The organism is Streptococcus sp. KHUD_011 (assembly GCF_046352925.1).
Taxonomy (GTDB): Bacteria; Bacillota; Bacilli; order Lactobacillales; family Streptococcaceae; genus Streptococcus.
This window is the reverse complement of record NZ_CP157578.1, coordinates 1521992-1538339: the sequence shown is the minus strand read 5'-3', so window position 1 is coordinate 1538339 and position 16348 is coordinate 1521992. Positions and strand designations below refer to the sequence as shown.

General features: G+C 43.3%; 15 protein-coding genes, 1 riboswitch and 2 other annotated features. Of the genes, 11 read left to right on the top strand and 4 right to left on the bottom strand.

Features of this window, described 5'->3' with window-relative positions; translation table 11 throughout:
- Position 1 precedes the first annotated feature (1 nt).
- Positions 2-1483 carry a UDP-glucose--hexose-1-phosphate uridylyltransferase gene (locus ABKJ27_RS07285; RefSeq protein ID WP_084954414.1) on the top strand — a complete coding sequence of 494 codons (1482 nt, stop codon included), beginning with the start codon at positions 2-4 and terminating at the stop codon, positions 1481-1483.
- 69 nt (positions 1484-1552) lie between these two features.
- On the top strand, positions 1553-1957 hold the full coding sequence (locus tag ABKJ27_RS07280) for a PaaI family thioesterase (RefSeq protein ID WP_000651224.1): 405 nt from the start codon (positions 1553-1555) through the stop codon (positions 1955-1957).
- 32 nt (positions 1958-1989) lie between these two features.
- Here the strand turns inward: ABKJ27_RS07280 and ABKJ27_RS07275 are convergent, their stop codons facing one another.
- From ABKJ27_RS07275 to ABKJ27_RS07260, 4 genes are all read right to left on the bottom strand, one after another.
- A complete protein-coding gene (locus ABKJ27_RS07275; protein ID WP_410011608.1) occupies positions 1990-3252 on the bottom strand; it encodes a nucleobase:cation symporter-2 family protein in 1263 nt (420 codons plus the stop codon).
- Positions 3252-3833 carry a xanthine phosphoribosyltransferase gene (locus ABKJ27_RS07270; RefSeq protein WP_000770412.1) on the bottom strand — a complete coding sequence of 194 codons (582 nt, stop codon included), beginning with the start codon at positions 3831-3833 and terminating at the stop codon, positions 3252-3254. The genes ABKJ27_RS07275 and ABKJ27_RS07270 overlap by 1 nt, the downstream gene beginning before the upstream one ends.
- A gap of 129 nt (positions 3834-3962) precedes the next feature.
- A riboswitch (purine riboswitch) is annotated at positions 3963-4058 on the bottom strand.
- Positions 4059-4292: 234 nt separating this feature from the next.
- A complete protein-coding gene (locus tag ABKJ27_RS07265) occupies positions 4293-4679 on the bottom strand; it encodes a bleomycin resistance protein (RefSeq protein WP_410011607.1) in 387 nt (128 codons plus the stop codon).
- Between the two features lie 11 nt (positions 4680-4690).
- Positions 4691-5518 (bottom strand): exodeoxyribonuclease III, encoded by an 828-nt coding sequence (locus tag ABKJ27_RS07260; protein ID WP_410011606.1) that lies wholly within the window; start codon positions 5516-5518, stop codon positions 4691-4693.
- A 133-nt stretch (positions 5519-5651) separates the two neighbouring features.
- Between ABKJ27_RS07260 and ABKJ27_RS07255 the strand changes: the two genes are divergently transcribed.
- From ABKJ27_RS07255 to ABKJ27_RS07215, 9 genes are all read left to right on the top strand, one after another.
- Positions 5652-6107, top strand: a complete 456-nt coding sequence (locus ABKJ27_RS07255; protein ID WP_410011605.1) for a DUF3290 family protein — start codon at positions 5652-5654, stop codon at positions 6105-6107.
- Positions 6104-6739 (top strand): DUF421 domain-containing protein, encoded by a 636-nt coding sequence (locus tag ABKJ27_RS07250; protein WP_000174447.1) that lies wholly within the window; start codon positions 6104-6106, stop codon positions 6737-6739. Before ABKJ27_RS07255 ends, ABKJ27_RS07250 begins: the two co-directional genes overlap by 4 nt.
- A gap of 54 nt (positions 6740-6793) precedes the next feature.
- Positions 6794-8539 (top strand): ABC transporter ATP-binding protein, encoded by a 1746-nt coding sequence (locus ABKJ27_RS07245; RefSeq protein ID WP_410011604.1) that lies wholly within the window; start codon positions 6794-6796, stop codon positions 8537-8539.
- Complete coding sequence (locus ABKJ27_RS07240) at positions 8529-10271, top strand: ABC transporter ATP-binding protein (RefSeq protein WP_410011603.1); 1743 nt, start codon at positions 8529-8531, stop codon at positions 10269-10271. The genes ABKJ27_RS07245 and ABKJ27_RS07240 overlap by 11 nt, the downstream gene beginning before the upstream one ends.
- Positions 10272-10401: 130 nt before the next feature.
- The gene (locus ABKJ27_RS07235) at positions 10402-11094 is read left to right on the top strand and encodes a sugar transferase (protein ID WP_061087659.1); all 693 of its coding nucleotides are present in this window, start codon (positions 10402-10404) and stop codon (positions 11092-11094) included.
- A 42-nt stretch (positions 11095-11136) separates the two neighbouring features.
- On the top strand, positions 11137-12366 hold the full coding sequence (locus tag ABKJ27_RS07230; protein WP_410011602.1) for a DegT/DnrJ/EryC1/StrS family aminotransferase: 1230 nt from the start codon (positions 11137-11139) through the stop codon (positions 12364-12366).
- 40 nt (positions 12367-12406) lie between these two features.
- Positions 12407-12632, top strand: a binding site (T-box leader).
- A gap of 66 nt (positions 12633-12698) precedes the next feature.
- Positions 12699-13877 carry a tryptophan synthase subunit beta gene (gene trpB, locus ABKJ27_RS07225; RefSeq protein ID WP_410011601.1) on the top strand — a complete coding sequence of 393 codons (1179 nt, stop codon included), beginning with the start codon at positions 12699-12701 and terminating at the stop codon, positions 13875-13877.
- Positions 13874-14099: a binding site (T-box leader), on the top strand. It overlaps the preceding gene by 4 nt.
- A gap of 319 nt (positions 14100-14418) precedes the next feature.
- The gene (trpE, locus tag ABKJ27_RS07220) at positions 14419-15780 is read left to right on the top strand and encodes an anthranilate synthase component I (protein WP_070526726.1); all 1362 of its coding nucleotides are present in this window, start codon (positions 14419-14421) and stop codon (positions 15778-15780) included.
- On the top strand, positions 15777-16343 hold the full coding sequence (locus ABKJ27_RS07215; RefSeq protein ID WP_000601916.1) for an aminodeoxychorismate/anthranilate synthase component II: 567 nt from the start codon (positions 15777-15779) through the stop codon (positions 16341-16343). The genes trpE and ABKJ27_RS07215 overlap by 4 nt, the downstream gene beginning before the upstream one ends.
- The last annotated feature ends 5 nt before the right edge of the window (positions 16344-16348 follow it).

Below are 16348 nucleotides of genomic sequence, written 5' to 3'. Positions count from 1 at the left end.
AGTGACCTTAGTAGATAAATTTGTAACACACGTTATTGCTGAAAGTTCATTTGAGGAAATGGATCGAATCTACCTGACCAATCGTGTCTTGGCACGAGTGGGAGATGGTGTTTTGGAAGTTGAGACTGGTCTAGATAAATTGATTGACCTCAAAGACCAGTTGGTTGAGGAAGCCGTTCGATTAGAGACGATTGAGGATAGTCAGACTGCGCGTGAGATTCTCGGTGCTGAACTGATGAACTTGGTAACTCCTTGTCCAAGTCAGGTCAATCGTGACTTCTGGGCAACCTATGCCCAATCTCCTGAGCAAGCGATAGCGAATTTCTACCAACTCAGTCAGAAGAATGACTACATCAAACTCAAGGCTATTGCTAAAAATATCGCTTATCGTGTTCAATCTGATTACGGAGAGCTTGAAATTACCATCAACCTCTCTAAGCCTGAGAAGGATCCGAAAGAGATTGCGGCAGCCAAGTTGGTGCAAGCTAGTAATTATCCTCAGTGTCAGCTTTGTCTAGAGAATGAGGGCTACCTTGGTCGAGTTAACCACCCAGCTCGCAGCAACCACCGTATTATACGTTTTGAAATGGCTGGTCAGGAGTGGGGATTCCAGTATTCGCCCTATGCTTACTTTAATGAGCACTGTATCTTTTTAGATGGCCAGCATCGTCCCATGGTCATTAGTCGTCAGAGTTTTGAGCGTTTGTTGGCTATCGTAGAGCAGTTTCCAGGATATTTTGCTGGCTCTAATGCCGACTTGCCGATTGTGGGAGGCTCTATTCTAACTCATGATCACAATCAGGGAGGCCGTCATGTCTTTCCTATGGAATTGGCTCCCTTGCAAAAGACCTTCCGATTTGCTGGTTTTGAGCAGGTCAAGGCTGGGATTGTCAAGTGGCCTATGTCAGTGTTGCGTTTGACTTCGGATTCCAAAGAAGATTTGATCAACTTAGCTGACAAGATTTTGCAGGAATGGCGTCAGTATTCAGACCCTGCCGTGCAGATTTTGGCAGAGACAGACGGGACACCGCATCACACCATCACACCTATAGCGCGTAAGCGTGATGGACAGTTTGAGTTGGACTTAGTCTTGAGAGACAATCAGACTTCTGCAGAACATCCTGATGGCATCTATCATCCCCACAAGGATGTTCAACATATCAAGAAGGAAAATATCGGCTTGATTGAGGTCATGGGCTTAGCAATCTTGCCCCCACGTCTGAAAGAGGAAGTGGAGAAAGTCGCTAGCTATCTTGTAGGAGAAGCTGTTACAGTTGCCGACTATCATCAGGAATGGGCAGACCAACTTAAAGCTCAACATCCAGACTTAACGGATAAAGAAAAAGCCCTTGAAATCGTCAAGGACTCTGTGGGTGCTATCTTTGCGCGTGTGCTTGAGGATGCAGGAGTTTACAAGCAAACGGAACAAGGACAGGCAGCCTTTATGCGCTTTGTGGAACAGGTTGGAATTTTGCCAGACTAGGAGCTTTCTCCTTGCACAGTCCTATAAAAAGTAGTATCATAGTGTCGTTTGAAATATCAGGAGGAAACGATGAAAGATTTTCATTTTGACGCTATATCTGCCTTTGAAAATTACGAAATAGAACAAATGAGAGATGGTCACGTTGTGGTAACGACAAAAGTAGTGGACTCGTCTCTCAACTACTATGGCAATGCCCATGGTGGCTATCTCTTTACCCTTTGTGACCAGATTAGTGGTTTGGTAGTCATCTCGCTAGGACTAGATGGAGTGACGCTCCAATCCTCTATCAACTACCTCAAAGCAGGAAAACTCGACGATGTGCTGACTATTAAAGGAGAATGTGTCCATCAAGGTCGCACAACCTGTGTAGTGGATGTTGATATCACCAATCAAGAAGGCAGAAATGTCTGCAAGGCAACCTTTACCATGTTTGTCACAGGCCAGCGGTCAGAAGAAAGACAGGTAAGAATATAGAAAAACAAAAAAGAGGTTCACACCTCTTTTTCTTATTTCTTTTTATGATTTAATACGGCATTGAGGACAATGGCGAGGAGGCTGGCTACGACGATTCCGTTTGAGAAGAACATTTGGAAGGCTGTCGGCATGCTGACAAAGAGATTACTGTTGTTGAGTCCGACACCTGCAGCGATGGAAACTGCTGCGATAAGAAAGTTGTGTTCATTGTTAGCAAAGTCAACACGGGAGAGGATTTGCATCCCTTGAATAGATACAAAACCAAACATCACTAGCATGGCACCACCGAGGACAGGGCTTGGAATGATTTGGGCAAGGGCGCCAAACTTAGGAAGGAGTCCAAGGAGAACCAGGAAACCAGCTGCGTAGTAGATTGGCAGGCGAGTCTTGATACCTGACAATTTAACCAAACCAACGTTTTGTGAAAATCCGGTGTAAGGGAAGGTGTTAAAGATTCCTCCGAGAAGTACGGCCAAACCTTCTGCGCGGTAACCGTTGCGCAGGCGCGTGCTGTCGATTGGGTCTTTCGTGATATCAGACAAGGCTAGGTAAACACCAGTCGACTCAACCATAGACACCGTTGCGATGATACACATCATTACAATAGATGAGATTTCAAAGGTTGGCATTCCAAAGTAGAGTGGAGTTGGGACATGGACAAGTGGTGCTGCTGCAACAGGAGAGAAGTCAACCAAGCCCATGCTAGCAGCAATGGCAGTTCCAACAACCAGACCAATCAAAATGGAGATAGACTTGATAAATCCTTTGGTAAAGATGTTAATCAAGAGGATAATCAAAACAGTAATAGCGGCCAGCAAGAGACTTTGACCAGTTGGCTCTGGAACGTTATTTCCCATATTTCCAATAGCGACAGGGATCAAGGTTAAACCAATCGTGGTAATAACAGATCCTGTTACGATAGATGGGAAGAGATTGGCCACTTTTGAGAAGATGCCTGAAACAAGAACCACGTAAATTCCTGATGCGATAAGGGCACCAAACATAGCGCCACTACCATGGCTTTGCCCAATCATAATCAAGGGAGCGACGGATTGGAAGGCCACTCCAAGAACGACTGGTAGTCCAATTCCAAAGTATTTGTTGAGTTGGAGTTGGAGGAAGGTTGCCACACCACACATGAAGATATCTGTGGAAATCAAGTAGGTCAACTGCTCAACTGAATAGCCAAGAGCTGTCGCAATCATGATGGGAACCAGGATGGATCCTGAGTACATAGCTAGTAAGTGTTGCAAGCCAAGAACGGCTGCTTGCGAATGTTTTTCTTGAGTTTGCATTAGAGATCTGCCTCCTTAAAAATAACTTGACCATTTTCAAAACGATCCAAGCGAGCGAGTGATAGAACAGGATAGCCTGCTTTTTCAAGCAAATCACGGCCATCTTGGAAGGATTTTTCAATCACAATACCGATAGCTTCGACTGTGGCACCAGCTTGTTCGATGATTTGAATCAAGCCTTTAGCAGCTTGGCCATTAGCAAGGAAATCGTCGATAATCAAGACCTTGTCCTCTGGTGAGAGGAATTTTCCAGCGATAGAAACGGTGCTGGTTACCTGCTTGGTAAAGGAGTAAACTTCGGCAGTTAAGATTCCTTCGTTCATAGTGATGTTCTTAGCTTTTTTGGCGAAAATCATGGGAACGTTTAAGGATTCCGCTGTAAAAATGGCTGGGGCAATACCTGACGCTTCAATGGTTACGACCTTGGTAATGCCAGCAGAAGCAAATTTTTCCGCAAAAACCTTACCAATCTCTCTCATCAAGCTAAAGTCAACTTGGTGGGTTAAAAAGGAATCCACCTTGAGGATGTTGTCACCCAAGATATGCCCATCCTTGAGGATGCGCTCTTCTAATAATTTCATAAGACCTCCTAAAGTCTAAAAGCTAATCCATTTGCTTGTTTCAGATTTCTATCCAGTAAAACTGATAGAAAAAGGACCTACTTAATCTCTAAGCAAGTCCCCAAAATAGGCATGGCAAAAACGACCATACCTCACTTCTGACTTACTTATTGTTAGGTGTTCCGGCACCTTGTAGAAACGTCGTGCCAATTCACGACATAAACAAGTAAAATGATATTCAATTTTAAATAGGCTTGAGCCAATGTTTTTATTTTACACTAAATAACTTTAGAAATCAAATATTTTGTTAGTGTTTTTGGTTTAAAAAACGAACAAATATAATAAAAATGGGGAAAAATTAACTTATTGGCTAACATTTAGAAGGTTTTTCCATCATAAAAGGGCATATTATTAGGTTTTTAAACACCTGACAATATGCCTTTTTCTAACTTTAAAGACTTTTTCCCAATCTTTATTATTCTACTCGCTAAATCTTAAAAAATAACCATCTGGATCCAAAATCGCAAATTCATGGGGATAAATAAAACTATCTCCCACTCGAAATTCTCTTTTTGTCAGGGGACGATGGATGGGATAGTCAGCTTCCAGCAGTTTTTGGTGGAGCTGAGGAACATCCTCAATGCCAAAGGAAATATTGACACCACGCCCAAAAGGATAAGTCAGCTGAGCTAATCCTTCTGCGTCGCCTTCTTCTAACATGAGTTGGCAGTTTTCAAGGGAGAGGAACAGAAATTTCTCCTCGGGGCGTTCGTATTCGACAGAGAAGCCCAGCAAGTCACAGTAGAAGTAGCGCGACTTTTCGATGTTGGATACCACAAATTCGGGGATGACAGCTTGATAGTCCATTAGCTTTCTCCTTAGAGTTCAATCTCCAAGACAATCGGTGTGTGGTCTTGACGAGCACCAGAATCAATCATATCAGACTTGGTCACCTTGTCAGCGATGCGGTTACTTGTGAGCCAGTAGTCGATTCTCCAGCCTGTATTGTTGATTTTTGAAGTCTTGCTACGTTGTGCCCACCAAGTGTAACGTTCAGGGACATCGCCGTGAATATGACGGAAGGTATCCGTAAATCCAGTTGCCAAGAGGTTGGTAAATCCAGCACGTTCCTCGTCTGTAAACCCTGGTGAACGGCGGTTGCTAGCAGGATTTGCAAGGTCGATTTCATTGTGGGCTACGTTGTAATCACCTGTTGCAAGGACTGGTTTGTCTTTGTCTAGTTCAGCCAAATACTCCGCATATTTGACATCCCAGACTTGACGTTCTTCCAAGCGTTTGAGACCGTCTCCAGCGTTTGGAGTGTAAACTTGGGTCACGAAAAATTTATCAAATTCTAGAGTAATGATACGGCCTTCCAAGTCCATGGTAGAAGGGGCACCGATTTCTGGAAAAGTGACAGTGGGTGTGAGTTCTTTCTTATAGAGGAACATGGTACCAGCGTATCCTTTACGGGCAGGCTCTTGGGAAGAGCGCCAGGTGTTTTCGTAGCCTGGAAAGAGTTCTTCTAAAATTTCCAGATGTTTCTTTGTAGGCCCCTTGGCAGAAAGCTTTGTTTCTTGGATAGCGATAATATCAGCATTTTCAGCGACCAAGGTTTGTAGGACTTCTTGGGATAATTTGGCACGAGCTGAGTCACTCGTTAGGGCTGCGTTGAGGGAATCAATATTCCATGAGATGAGTTTCATAAAGTTACCTTTTTCATTCAGATTATAGATTTTATTATACCAAAAAAAGGTCCATTTCCCCAACGTATGGCTTGAAAAATCACTCTCTTTCGTTTATAATTAAGAATGATTTTATGAAAGGGAGTGAAAATAAATGAAATTTTACTCATATGACTATGTACTTAGCCAAATCAGTCAACAAAATGGAATCATGATTGGCTTTGGGATTGTGCTCCTAGCTATCACAGGATTTTTTGCTTTTAAGGCTTATCGTGATAAAAAGGGAACTAAGTTTCGTGAATTGGTCATGATTTTGGCCTTGACTTTGGTAGCCATGCTTTTGGTAACAATCTCAAAATACCAGACCAATCAAGCCTCTAACAATCAATTTCAAACTTCCCTTCATTTCATAGAGGTCATTTCTAAAGACTTGGGAGTGGATAAATCAGAAGTTTATGTCAATACTTCAGTTGCCACTGATGGAGCACTTATCAAGGTAGGTTCAAATTTCTATCGTGCCATGAACGGGAGCCAACCAGACAAGTATCTTTTAGAGAAATTAGAATTGCATCAAACAGACGCTATTGAATTGGTGGAGGTAAACAAATGACACTCAACTACATGGAAATTTTAATCAAACTGGCCTTGGGTCTTTTCTCGCTTGTTTTTGTTATCAATGTGACAGGAAAGGGGAATCTAGCACCTAACTCTGCTACAGACCAAATTCAGAACTATGTTCTCGGTGGTATCATTGGTGGGGTGATTTACAATAGTTCTATCAGTATTCTCCAGTATGCAGTGATTTTGATGATGTGGACGATTTTGGTCTTGACCCTCAAATGGCTCAATAACAATGTTCGTTTTGTCAAACGCTTGATTGATGGTAAACCGACTCTGCTCATCAAAAATGGGCAGATTGACCCAGAAGCCTGTCGTTCAGTTGGTTTGTCTGCGGCAGATGTTGCTCTCAAACTTCGTAGCCAAGGAATTTTCCAGATGAAGCAAGTTAAACGAGCTGTGCAAGAGCAAAATGGCCAACTCATCGTGGTCCAAATGGGAGATGAAAATCCTAAGTATCCAGTTGTGACTGACGGTGTGATCCAAGTAGATGTTTTGGAATCGATTGGTCGTAGCGAAGAGTGGTTGCTTGATAACCTCAACAAGCAAGGACATGACAATGTAGCTAATATCTTTATCGCTGAGTATGACAAGGGTGCCGTTACAGTCGTAACCTATGAATAAGAAAAACCTGGGGTCTTGGCCTCAGGTTTCTATTTGCAATCAGAAAGGGATTTTATGTCCATTATTCAAAAACTTTGGTGGTTTTTCAAGTTAGAAAAACGCCGTTATCTAGTCGGAATTGTGGCCCTGGTCTTGGTTTCCGTCCTTAATCTCATTCCCCCCATGGTCATGGGGCGGGTCATTGATGCTATCACATCGGGACAATTAACCCAGCAGGACCTCCTTCTTGACTTATTTTATTTGCTTCTTGCGGCTTTTGGGATGTACTATCTGCGTTATGTTTGGCGTATGTATATCCTTGGAACTTCCTACCGTTTGGGGCAGATTATGCGGTCTCGCTTGTTTGAGCATTTCACAAAAATGTCTCCAGCCTTTTATCAGACCTATCGGACGGGGGACCTGATGGCGCACGCAACCAACGATATCAATGCCTTGACTCGTCTCGCAGGTGGAGGTGTCATGTCAGCGGTTGATGCCTCTATCACGGCTTTGGTGACTTTGCTGACCATGCTCTTTAGCATTTCCTGGCAGATGACTCTAGTTGCCATTTTACCCCTACCTTTAATGGCTTATGCGACTAGTCGTTTAGGCAGAAAGACTCACAAGGCTTTTGGCGAATCGCAAGCTGCCTTTTCTGAACTCAATAACAAGGTGCAGGAGTCTGTATCAGGTATCAAAGTAACCAAGTCCTTCGGTTATCAGGCAGACGAGTTGAGGTCCTTTCAGGCAGTCAATGAATTGACCTTCCAAAAGAACCTCCAAACCATGAAATACGATAGCCTCTTTGATCCCATGGTTCTATTGTTTGTTGGTTCGTCCTACGTTTTAACTCTTTTGGTCGGTTCTTTGATGGTTCAGAAAGGGCAAATCACCGTTGGAAATCTGGTCACCTTTATCAGCTACTTGGATATGCTGGTTTGGCCTCTTATGGCCATCGGTTTCCTCTTTAATATTACTCAGCGAGGCAAGGTTTCCTACCAGCGGATTGAGGAACTGTTGTCTCAGAAATCACCTGTACAAGACCCCGAGTTTCCTTTAGATGGCATTGAAAATGGGCGCCTGGAGTACAATATTGATAGTTTTGCTTTTGAAGATGATGAAACATTGACGGATATCCACTTTAGTTTAGAAAAAGGGGAAACTTTGGGCTTGGTTGGTCAGACAGGCTCTGGAAAAACGTCCTTGATCAAGCTTCTCTTGCGTGAATACGATGTGGATAAGGGTGCTATTTACCTAAACGGTCACGATATTCGCGATTATCGTTTGACAGACCTTCGCAGTCTTATGGGCTATGTTCCTCAGGACCAGTTTCTCTTTGCGACATCGATTTTAGACAATATTCGCTTTGGAAATCCTGATTTGCCTCTTTCAGCAGTCGAGGAAGTGACCAAGTTAGCCCAAGTTTATCAAGATATTGTAGCCATGCCCCAAGGATTTGATACGTTGATTGGTGAAAAGGGAGTCAGTCTCTCAGGTGGTCAAAAGCAACGTCTGGCCATGAGTCGGGCCATGATTTTAGACCCTGATATCTTGATTTTAGATGATTCTTTGTCGGCTGTAGATGCTAAGACAGAGTATGCCATTATTGACAACCTCAAGGAGACGCGAAAGGACAAGACAACCATTATCACAGCTCATCGCCTTAGTGCAGTTGTCCATGCAGATCTGATCTTAGTTCTGCAAAATGGTCACATTATCGAACGGGGTACGCATGAAGATCTGCTAGCCATGGATGGCTGGTATGCCCAAACCTACCAGTCTCAGCAGTTGGAAATGAAAGGAGAAGAAGATGCAGAATAAGAAAGAACAATGGGCTGTATTGAAGCGCTTGATGTCCTATCTCAAGCCCTATGGACTCCTGACCTTTTTGGCACTAAGTTTTCTCCTAGCGACTACGGTCATTAAAAGTGTCATTCCCCTTGTGGCTTCCCACTTTATTGACCAGTATCTGAGCAATCTCAACCAACTCGCTGTGACCGTTTTGCTGGTCTACTATGGCCTTTATATCCTACAAACTCTGGTCCAGTATGTCGGCAATCTTCTCTTTGCACGGGTGTCCTACAGTATTGTTAGGGATATTCGTCGGGATGCCTTTGCCAATATGGAAAAGCTGAGCATGTCCTATTTTGACAAGACGCCAGCAGGCTCTATCGTCTCTCGTTTGACAAATGACACCGAGACTATTAGTGATATGTTTTCGGGGATTTTATCTAGCTTTATCTCAGCAGTTTTCATCTTTCTGACAACACTTTATACCATGTTGGTATTGGATTTTCGTTTGACAGCATTAGTCTTGCTCTTTCTCCCCTTGATTTTCCTTTTGGTCAATCTCTATCGGAAAAAATCAGTGAAAATCATTGAGAAAACCAGAAGTCTCTTGTCAGATATCAATAGCAAGCTGGCCGAAAACATCGAGGGAATCAGGATTATCCAGGCCTTTAATCAAGAGAAGCGCCTGCAGGCAGAATTTGATGAAATCAACCAAGAACACTTGAACTATGCCAACCGTTCTGTAGCCTTGGATGCCCTCTTTTTGCGCCCTGCCATGAGTTTGCTGAAACTTCTAGGTTATGCTGTCTTGATGGCCTATTTTGGCTACCGTGGACTTTATCTGGGAATAACAGCAGGTACCATGTATGCCTTTATCCAGTATATCAATCGCCTCTTTGATCCCTTGATTGAGGTGACGCAAAACTTTTCAACCCTTCAAACGTCTATGGTTTCTGCAGGCCGTGTTTTTGCCTTAATCGATGAGAGGAACTATGAGCCCCTTCAAGAAAATGGCCAAGCTGAGATCAAAGAAGGCAATATCCGTTTTGAACACGTATGTTTCTCATATGATGGCAAACATCCGATTCTGGATGATATTTCTTTCTCTGTTAATAAGGGTGAAACCATTGCCTTTGTAGGGCATACAGGTTCTGGGAAATCGTCTATTATCAATGTCCTCATGCGTTTTTATGAATTTCAATCAGGGAGAGTTCTCTTGGATGATGTGGATATCAGGAACTACAGTCAGGAAGAGCTGAGAAAAAATATCGGGCTGGTCTTGCAGGAGCCCTTCCTCTATCATGGAACCATTAAGTCCAATATCGCCATGTACCAAGAAATCAGTGATGAGCAGGTCCAGGATGCGGCAGCCTTCGTGGATGCAGATTCCTTTATTCAGGAACTTCCTTTGGGCTACGATTCCCCTGTTTCCGAGCGTGGGTCGAGCTTCTCTACTGGTCAGCGCCAGCTTCTTGCCTTTGCTAGAACAGTCGCCAGTCATCCTAAAATCCTGATTTTGGATGAAGCGACAGCTAATATTGACTCTGAAACAGAAAGTTTGGTTCAAGCTTCACTAGCTAAGATGAGACAGGGGCGGACAACCATTGCCATTGCCCACCGCCTTTCGACCATCCAAGATGCCAACTGTATATACGTTTTGGACAAGGGGCGCATCATCGAGAGCGGAACCCATGAGGAACTTTTGGCTCTGGGAGGAACCTATCACAAGATGTATAGTTTGCAGGCAGGGGCCATGGCCTAATACTCGTTGATTTTCATTGAGTGTAAGAAGGAAATCCTTCAAATTACAGATTTCTTTCACCGCCTTTTCCATTTTGTGGTATAATGAAAAATGTTGACAAATAGTATAATAAAAACAAAGGAGAAACAGCATGCTGAAATGGGAAGACTTGCCCGTGGAAATGAAATCAAGCGAGGTTGAGTCTTACTACCAGCTTGTCTCTAAAAGGAAGGGTTCGCTGATTTTCAAGCGTTGCTTGGACTGGGTTCTAGCCTTGGTCTTACTAGTTCTAACCTCTCCTATCTTTCTCATCTTGAGCATTTGGATCAAGTTGGATAGCAAGGGGCCAGTGATTTACAAGCAAGAGCGCGTGACCCAGTACAACCGTCGGTTCAAGATTTGGAAGTTCCGTACCATGGTGACAGATGCAGACAAAAAAGGAAGTCTGGTGACTTCTGCTAACGATAGCCGAATTACCAAGGTTGGCAATTTCATCCGCCGTGTGCGTTTGGATGAACTGCCTCAGTTGGTCAATGTCCTTAAAGGCGAAATGTCCTTTGTTGGTACACGACCTGAAGTGCCACGTTACACAGAGCAGTATAGCCCTGAAATGATGGCGACCTTGCTCTTGCCAGCAGGTATTACCTCTCCAGCCAGCATCAACTACAAGGATGAGGATACTATCATCAGTCAAATGACCGAAAAAGGTCTGTCAGTTGACCAAGCCTATGTAGAGCACGTTCTTCCTGAAAAGATGCGCTATAACCTCGCCTATCTCCGAGAATTTAGTTTCCTTGGAGACATCAAAATTATGTTTCAAACCGTGTTTGAAGTACTAAAATAAAGTAGTCATGAGAGAATGAGTACAGATAAAAGGAGCAAATCAATGCCAAATTACAATATTCCATTTTCACCACCCGATATTACGGAAGCAGAAATTGCTGAAGTAGCGGATACCCTGCGTTCTGGTTGGATTACAACTGGTCCTAAGACCAAAGAATTGGAGCGTCGCTTGTCTCAATACACACAGACTCCTAAGACTGTCTGCCTAAACTCTGCGACTGCCGCTCTGGAGTTGATTTTACGCGTTTTGGAAGTAGGACCTGGTGATGAAGTCATCGTTCCAGCCATGACCTATACAGCTTCATGTAGTGTTATCACTCACGTAGGGGCGACTCCTATCATGGTGGATATCCAAGCAGATACGTTTGAGATGAACTATGACCTGCTTGAGCAAGCTATCACTGAAAAAACTAAAGTGATCATTCCAGTAGAGCTTGCAGGGATCGTTTGTGACTATGACCGTTTGTTCCAAGTTGTGGAGAAGAAACGTGACCTCTTTATCGCTTCAAGCAAGTGGCAAAAAGTCTTTAACCGTATTGTGATTGTTTCTGACAGTGCCCATGCTCTGGGATCTACTTATAAAGGACAACCAGCTGGTTCTATCGCTGACTTTACTTCCTTCTCTTTCCATGCCGTTAAGAACTTTACAACAGCAGAGGGTGGAAGTGCCACTTGGAAAGCCAATCCAGCGATTGACGACGAAGAAATGTACAAGGAATTCCAAATCCTTTCTCTTCACGGGCAAACTAAGGATGCTCTTGCCAAGATGCAATTGGGTTCATGGGAATACGATATCGTAACACCAGCCTACAAGTGCAACATGACCGATATCATGGCATCGCTTGGTTTGGTACAATTGGACCGCTACCCAAGTTTATTGCAACGTCGTAAGGACATCGTGGACCGTTATGATCGTGGTTTTGCAGGTTCTCGCATCCATCCTTTAGTACACAAGACTGAAACTGTCGAATCTTCACGTCACCTCTACATCACCCATGTAGAAGGTGCTAGCCTAGAGGACCGCAATCTTATCATCCAAGAATTAGCCAAAGCAGGAATTGCAAGTAACGTACACTACAAACCGCTTCCGCTCTTGACAGCCTATAAGAATCTTGGTTTTGACATGGCGAACTATCCTAAGGCCTATGCCTTCTTTGAAAATGAAATTACCCTCCCTCTTCACACTAAATTAAGTGATGAAGAAGTGGACTATATCATTGAGACTTTCAAAACAGTTTCTGAAAAAGTGCTAACTTTATCAAAAAAATCGTAAAAAAGTCTTGACAAAGAAAAAGTAAAGTATTAAAATAAGTTCAACAAATCAGAAAAGTAACTATTTTTGATCTTCAGGGAGCCTGTGGTCATTGTGAACAGGTGGTTGGAAGTAGTGAAAGTGGGCTGATTTTAAAAATGAATTTGAAACAATGAAAATTCGGTGCGCACACCTTACAGTGCAACTTGTTGTTAGACAAGGCAGAGATGTAAAGGGGGATAGTCCCTTTATAATTGAGGTGGCACCGCGTTACCAACGCCCTCACATGGAAGTATTTTCTGTGTGTGGGCTTTTTTCATATCTTGGAACCAATACAGAAAGAGGAAATTTTTATGACAACTAAAGGTTATTTTGGACAATTTGGTGGTAGTTTTGTACCGGAGCCGATTCAGGCTTTGTTGGATGAGTTGGAAGTGACATTTGACAAGTATAAGGATGATCCAGAGTTTTTGGCAGAATTTCGCCATTACTTGAAGGACTATTCCGGTCGCGAAACACCGCTCTATTTTGCGGAAAGTTTGACAGACCACTTAGGTGGAGCTAAGATTTATCTCAAGCGCGAAGACCTTAACCACCTTGGTTCTCACAAACTCAACAACGTTTTAGGGCAAATTCTTCTGGCTAAACGTATGGGTAAAAAACGAGTTATCGCAGAGACAGGAGCTGGTCAGCACGGTGTTGCGACTGCAGCAGCTGCAGCCAAGTTTGGTATGGCTTGTGATGTCTACATGGGAGCAGAAGATGTGGAGCGTCAACGTCTCAATGTTTTCCGTATGGAGATGATGGGAGCAACTGTTCACGCAGTTGAAACGGGGACACGAACTCTTAAGGATGCGGTTGATGCAGCCTTTGGAGCATGGATGAATGACCTTGAAGCCTTCTATGTTCTGGGATCTGCTGTAGGTCCTCACCCTTATCCTACAATTGTCCACGAGTTCCAAAAGGTCATCAGTGAAGAATCTCGCCGTCAAATCTTAGAAAAAGAAGGTCGTTTACCAGACTACGTTATTGCTTGTGTAGGTGGTGGTTCCAATGCCATCGGTGCTTTTTCTCAGTATGTGGCTGATGAAGAAGTCAAATTGGTTGGGGTTGAAGCTGCTGGGCATGGGCTTGATACAGACAAGCACGCAGCTACTATGACAAAAGGTAGTATCGGAATTGTCGACGGAATGAAGACCTATGCAGTCTTTAAGGAAGATGGAGAGCTGGCTCCAGTTTACTCTATCTCAGCTGGTTTGGACTATCCAGGTGTTGGCCCAGAACACGCCTACTTCAAAGACTCAGGTCGCGTGGAATATGTGGCTGCGACGGATGAAGAAGCTGTTCAAGCCCTGCTCCTTCTCAGCAAGACAGAAGGAATTATCCCAGCGATTGAAAGTTCACACGCTATTGCAGAAGCAGTTAAACGTGCACCAAAACTAAGTAAAAATGAGATTATCATCATCAATGTCTCTGGTCGTGGAGACAAGGACGTAGCTGCGATTGCAGACTACCTAGAAGCTAAAAAATAATAGATGGAAAAATTACATTCCTTTCTCTCACAGAGAGCTTGTGGTTGCTGGAAACAAGCAGAGAAAACTGTAAGGTTGGGTCCATCTAAAACGAGAGAAGAAAACATAATTCTCAAGGGAGTGCCCTTTATCGCACAGCCTGTTACAGGAGGTATCTGAGACAGGAATGAGAGATAGGAGAAATCCTATAATTGAGGTGGCACCGCGAATTTCGTCCTCACGCAAGTTGTTTTGCGTGGGGATTTTTATATATTTATTATAGGTCCAGTTATTCAGTTTTAAATTATTTTTAATCATTAAACAGACTGCTACAAAAAATTTGCGAACGAAGTGAGCTTTTAAAAGATATTTCCCGCCATAGTGGTATTCTAGAGAAGCAAAGATGCTTCTCTAGAACGGAATTTTTGAGACCTAAGGCTCAAAAATTAGGGATGAAATTTCGAAGAAAGTTGCTCCCGTCCGCACTATTTAAGGGAAATAGAAAAAAATCATAAATCAAGACTAAAAGTCTACAAAGAAAAAAATCGAAAGGGAAATTACAATGGAACGAATCATTCATGGAGATGTCTTATCACCAATCTTGGCTTATATGCGTCTAAAGGGGCAACACAAGGTTATTTTAGAAAGTATTCCGAGAGACAAGGAAACCGCTCGTTTTTCTATCTTAGCCTATAATCCAGTTTTTGAGATTAAGTTTGAAAATGGAGTTCTTTATCAAAATGGTCAAGTGATTGATCGGGATCCCTTGGATTTCCTTTATGAAGTGACTCATAAGAACCAGCACCATTCAGACCTACCTTTTGGTGGGGGAGCCATTGGATTTGTTGGCTACGATATGATTTCGCTTTATGAAGAAATTGGTCAAATTCCTGAAGATACAATTGGAACTCCAGACATGCATTTCTTCGTCTATGAGAGTTACATGGTCTTTGACCACAAGAAGGAAAAAATCCATGTCATAGAGGATGCTCTTTATAGTGAGCGTAGCCAAGAAGACTTGGAAGAAGCCTTGAACCAAGTGCTTGAGGAATTACGCATTCCTGCTCCAAATGAATTTGAAGACTTGGATCTATCTCCACTGGACTTCAAACCCCATATCGCTCCTCAGAAGTTTGAGGAAATGGTGGAAACAGCTCGTGACTTGATTCGTAATGGCGATATGTTCCAATGTGTACTCAGTCAGCGCTTCTCAGCAGAAGTTACTGGAAATCCATTTGACTTCTACAGAAATCTCCGCGTGACTAATCCTTCTAATTACCTTTATTTCTATGATTTTGGGGATTATCAAATCATCGGAGCTAGTCCAGAAAGTTTGGTTTCTGTCAAAAATGGCATCGTGACAACCAATCCGATTGCAGGGACACGACCAAGAGGCGCTACGGATGAAGAAGATAAGGATTTGGCGACAGACCTGCTTTCGGATGAGAAGGAAACAGCAGAGCATCGGATGTTAGTAGACTTGGGACGTAATGATATTGGTCGCATCTCTGAAACGGCCAGTGTCCAAGTCACTAAGTATATGGAAGTGGAGCTTTTCCGTTATGTCATGCATTTGACCAGTGTGGTCAAGGGGCGTTTGCTTCCAGAACTCACTGCCATGGATGCTTTGAAAGCAACACTTCCTGCTGGAACCGTTTCAGGAGCACCAAAGATTCGAGCGATGAGACGCATTTATGAACAGGAAACAGAAAAACGTGGCGTATACGCAGGAGCAATCGGCTACTTGTCTGCGACGGGTGATATGGATTTCGCCATTGCCATCCGAACGATGATTCTCAAAAATCAAACAGCTTATGTGCAGGCTGGGGCAGGGATTGTCTACGACTCCATTGCCCAAAACGAATACCAAGAAACCATTAACAAAGCAAAATCTATGACTAGAATTGGAGAACTAAGACCATGATTTTATTAATTGACAACTATGATTCTTTTACTTATAACTTGGCCCAATACATTGGGAATTTTGCAGAAGTTCAGGTCTTGAGAAATGATGATCCCAGGCTGTATGAAGAAGCTGGAAAAGCAGATGGTCTGGTCTTTTCGCCCGGTCCTGGTTGGCCAGTTGATGCTGGAAAGATGGAAGACATGATTCGTGATTTTGCTGGCAAGAAGCCGATTCTTGGGATTTGTTTGGGCCACCAAGCTATCGCAGAAGTCTTTGGCGGTAAGCTAGGCTTGGCTCCCAAAGTCATGCATGGGAAACAGAGCAATATCAACTTTGAAGCGCCATCTGTTCTGTATCAAGGTATCGAGGATGGCCGTGCAGTCATGCGTTACCACAGTATTTTGATTGAAGAAATGCCAGAAGACTTTGAAGTGACAGCTCGTTCGACTGATGACCAAGCCATCATGGGAATTCAACATAAAAATCTACCGATTTATGGCTTCCAGTACCATCCAGAGAGCATTGGAACGCCAGATGGCTTGTCTTCTATTCGGAATTTTATCGAGAAGGTTGTAAAGTGAGGAAA

What these genes read in the sequence shown, in the direction of transcription:
- ABKJ27_RS07280 (WP_000651224.1), top strand. Translation starts at nt 1,553, where the DNA reads ATGAAAGATTTTCATTTTGACGCTATATCTGCCTTTGAAAATTACGAA.
- ABKJ27_RS07275 (WP_410011608.1), bottom strand. Translation starts at nt 3,252, where the DNA reads ATGCAAACTCAAGAAAAACATTCGCAAGCAGCCGTTCTTGGCTTGCAA.
- ABKJ27_RS07270 (WP_000770412.1), bottom strand. Translation starts at nt 3,833, where the DNA reads ATGAAATTATTAGAAGAGCGCATCCTCAAGGATGGGCATATCTTGGGT.
- ABKJ27_RS07265 (WP_410011607.1), bottom strand. Translation starts at nt 4,679, where the DNA reads ATGGACTATCAAGCTGTCATCCCCGAATTTGTGGTATCCAACATCGAA.
- ABKJ27_RS07260 (WP_410011606.1), bottom strand. Translation starts at nt 5,518, where the DNA reads ATGAAACTCATCTCATGGAATATTGATTCCCTCAACGCAGCCCTAACG.
- ABKJ27_RS07255 (WP_410011605.1), top strand. Translation starts at nt 5,652, where the DNA reads ATGAAATTTTACTCATATGACTATGTACTTAGCCAAATCAGTCAACAA.
- ABKJ27_RS07250 (WP_000174447.1), top strand. Translation starts at nt 6,104, where the DNA reads ATGACACTCAACTACATGGAAATTTTAATCAAACTGGCCTTGGGTCTT.
- ABKJ27_RS07245 (WP_410011604.1), top strand. Translation starts at nt 6,794, where the DNA reads ATGTCCATTATTCAAAAACTTTGGTGGTTTTTCAAGTTAGAAAAACGC.
- ABKJ27_RS07240 (WP_410011603.1), top strand. Translation starts at nt 8,529, where the DNA reads ATGCAGAATAAGAAAGAACAATGGGCTGTATTGAAGCGCTTGATGTCC.
- ABKJ27_RS07235 (WP_061087659.1), top strand. Translation starts at nt 10,402, where the DNA reads ATGCTGAAATGGGAAGACTTGCCCGTGGAAATGAAATCAAGCGAGGTT.
- ABKJ27_RS07230 (WP_410011602.1), top strand. Translation starts at nt 11,137, where the DNA reads ATGCCAAATTACAATATTCCATTTTCACCACCCGATATTACGGAAGCA.
- trpB (WP_410011601.1), top strand. Translation starts at nt 12,699, where the DNA reads ATGACAACTAAAGGTTATTTTGGACAATTTGGTGGTAGTTTTGTACCG.
- trpE (WP_070526726.1), top strand. Translation starts at nt 14,419, where the DNA reads ATGGAACGAATCATTCATGGAGATGTCTTATCACCAATCTTGGCTTAT.
- ABKJ27_RS07215 (WP_000601916.1), top strand. Translation starts at nt 15,777, where the DNA reads ATGATTTTATTAATTGACAACTATGATTCTTTTACTTATAACTTGGCC.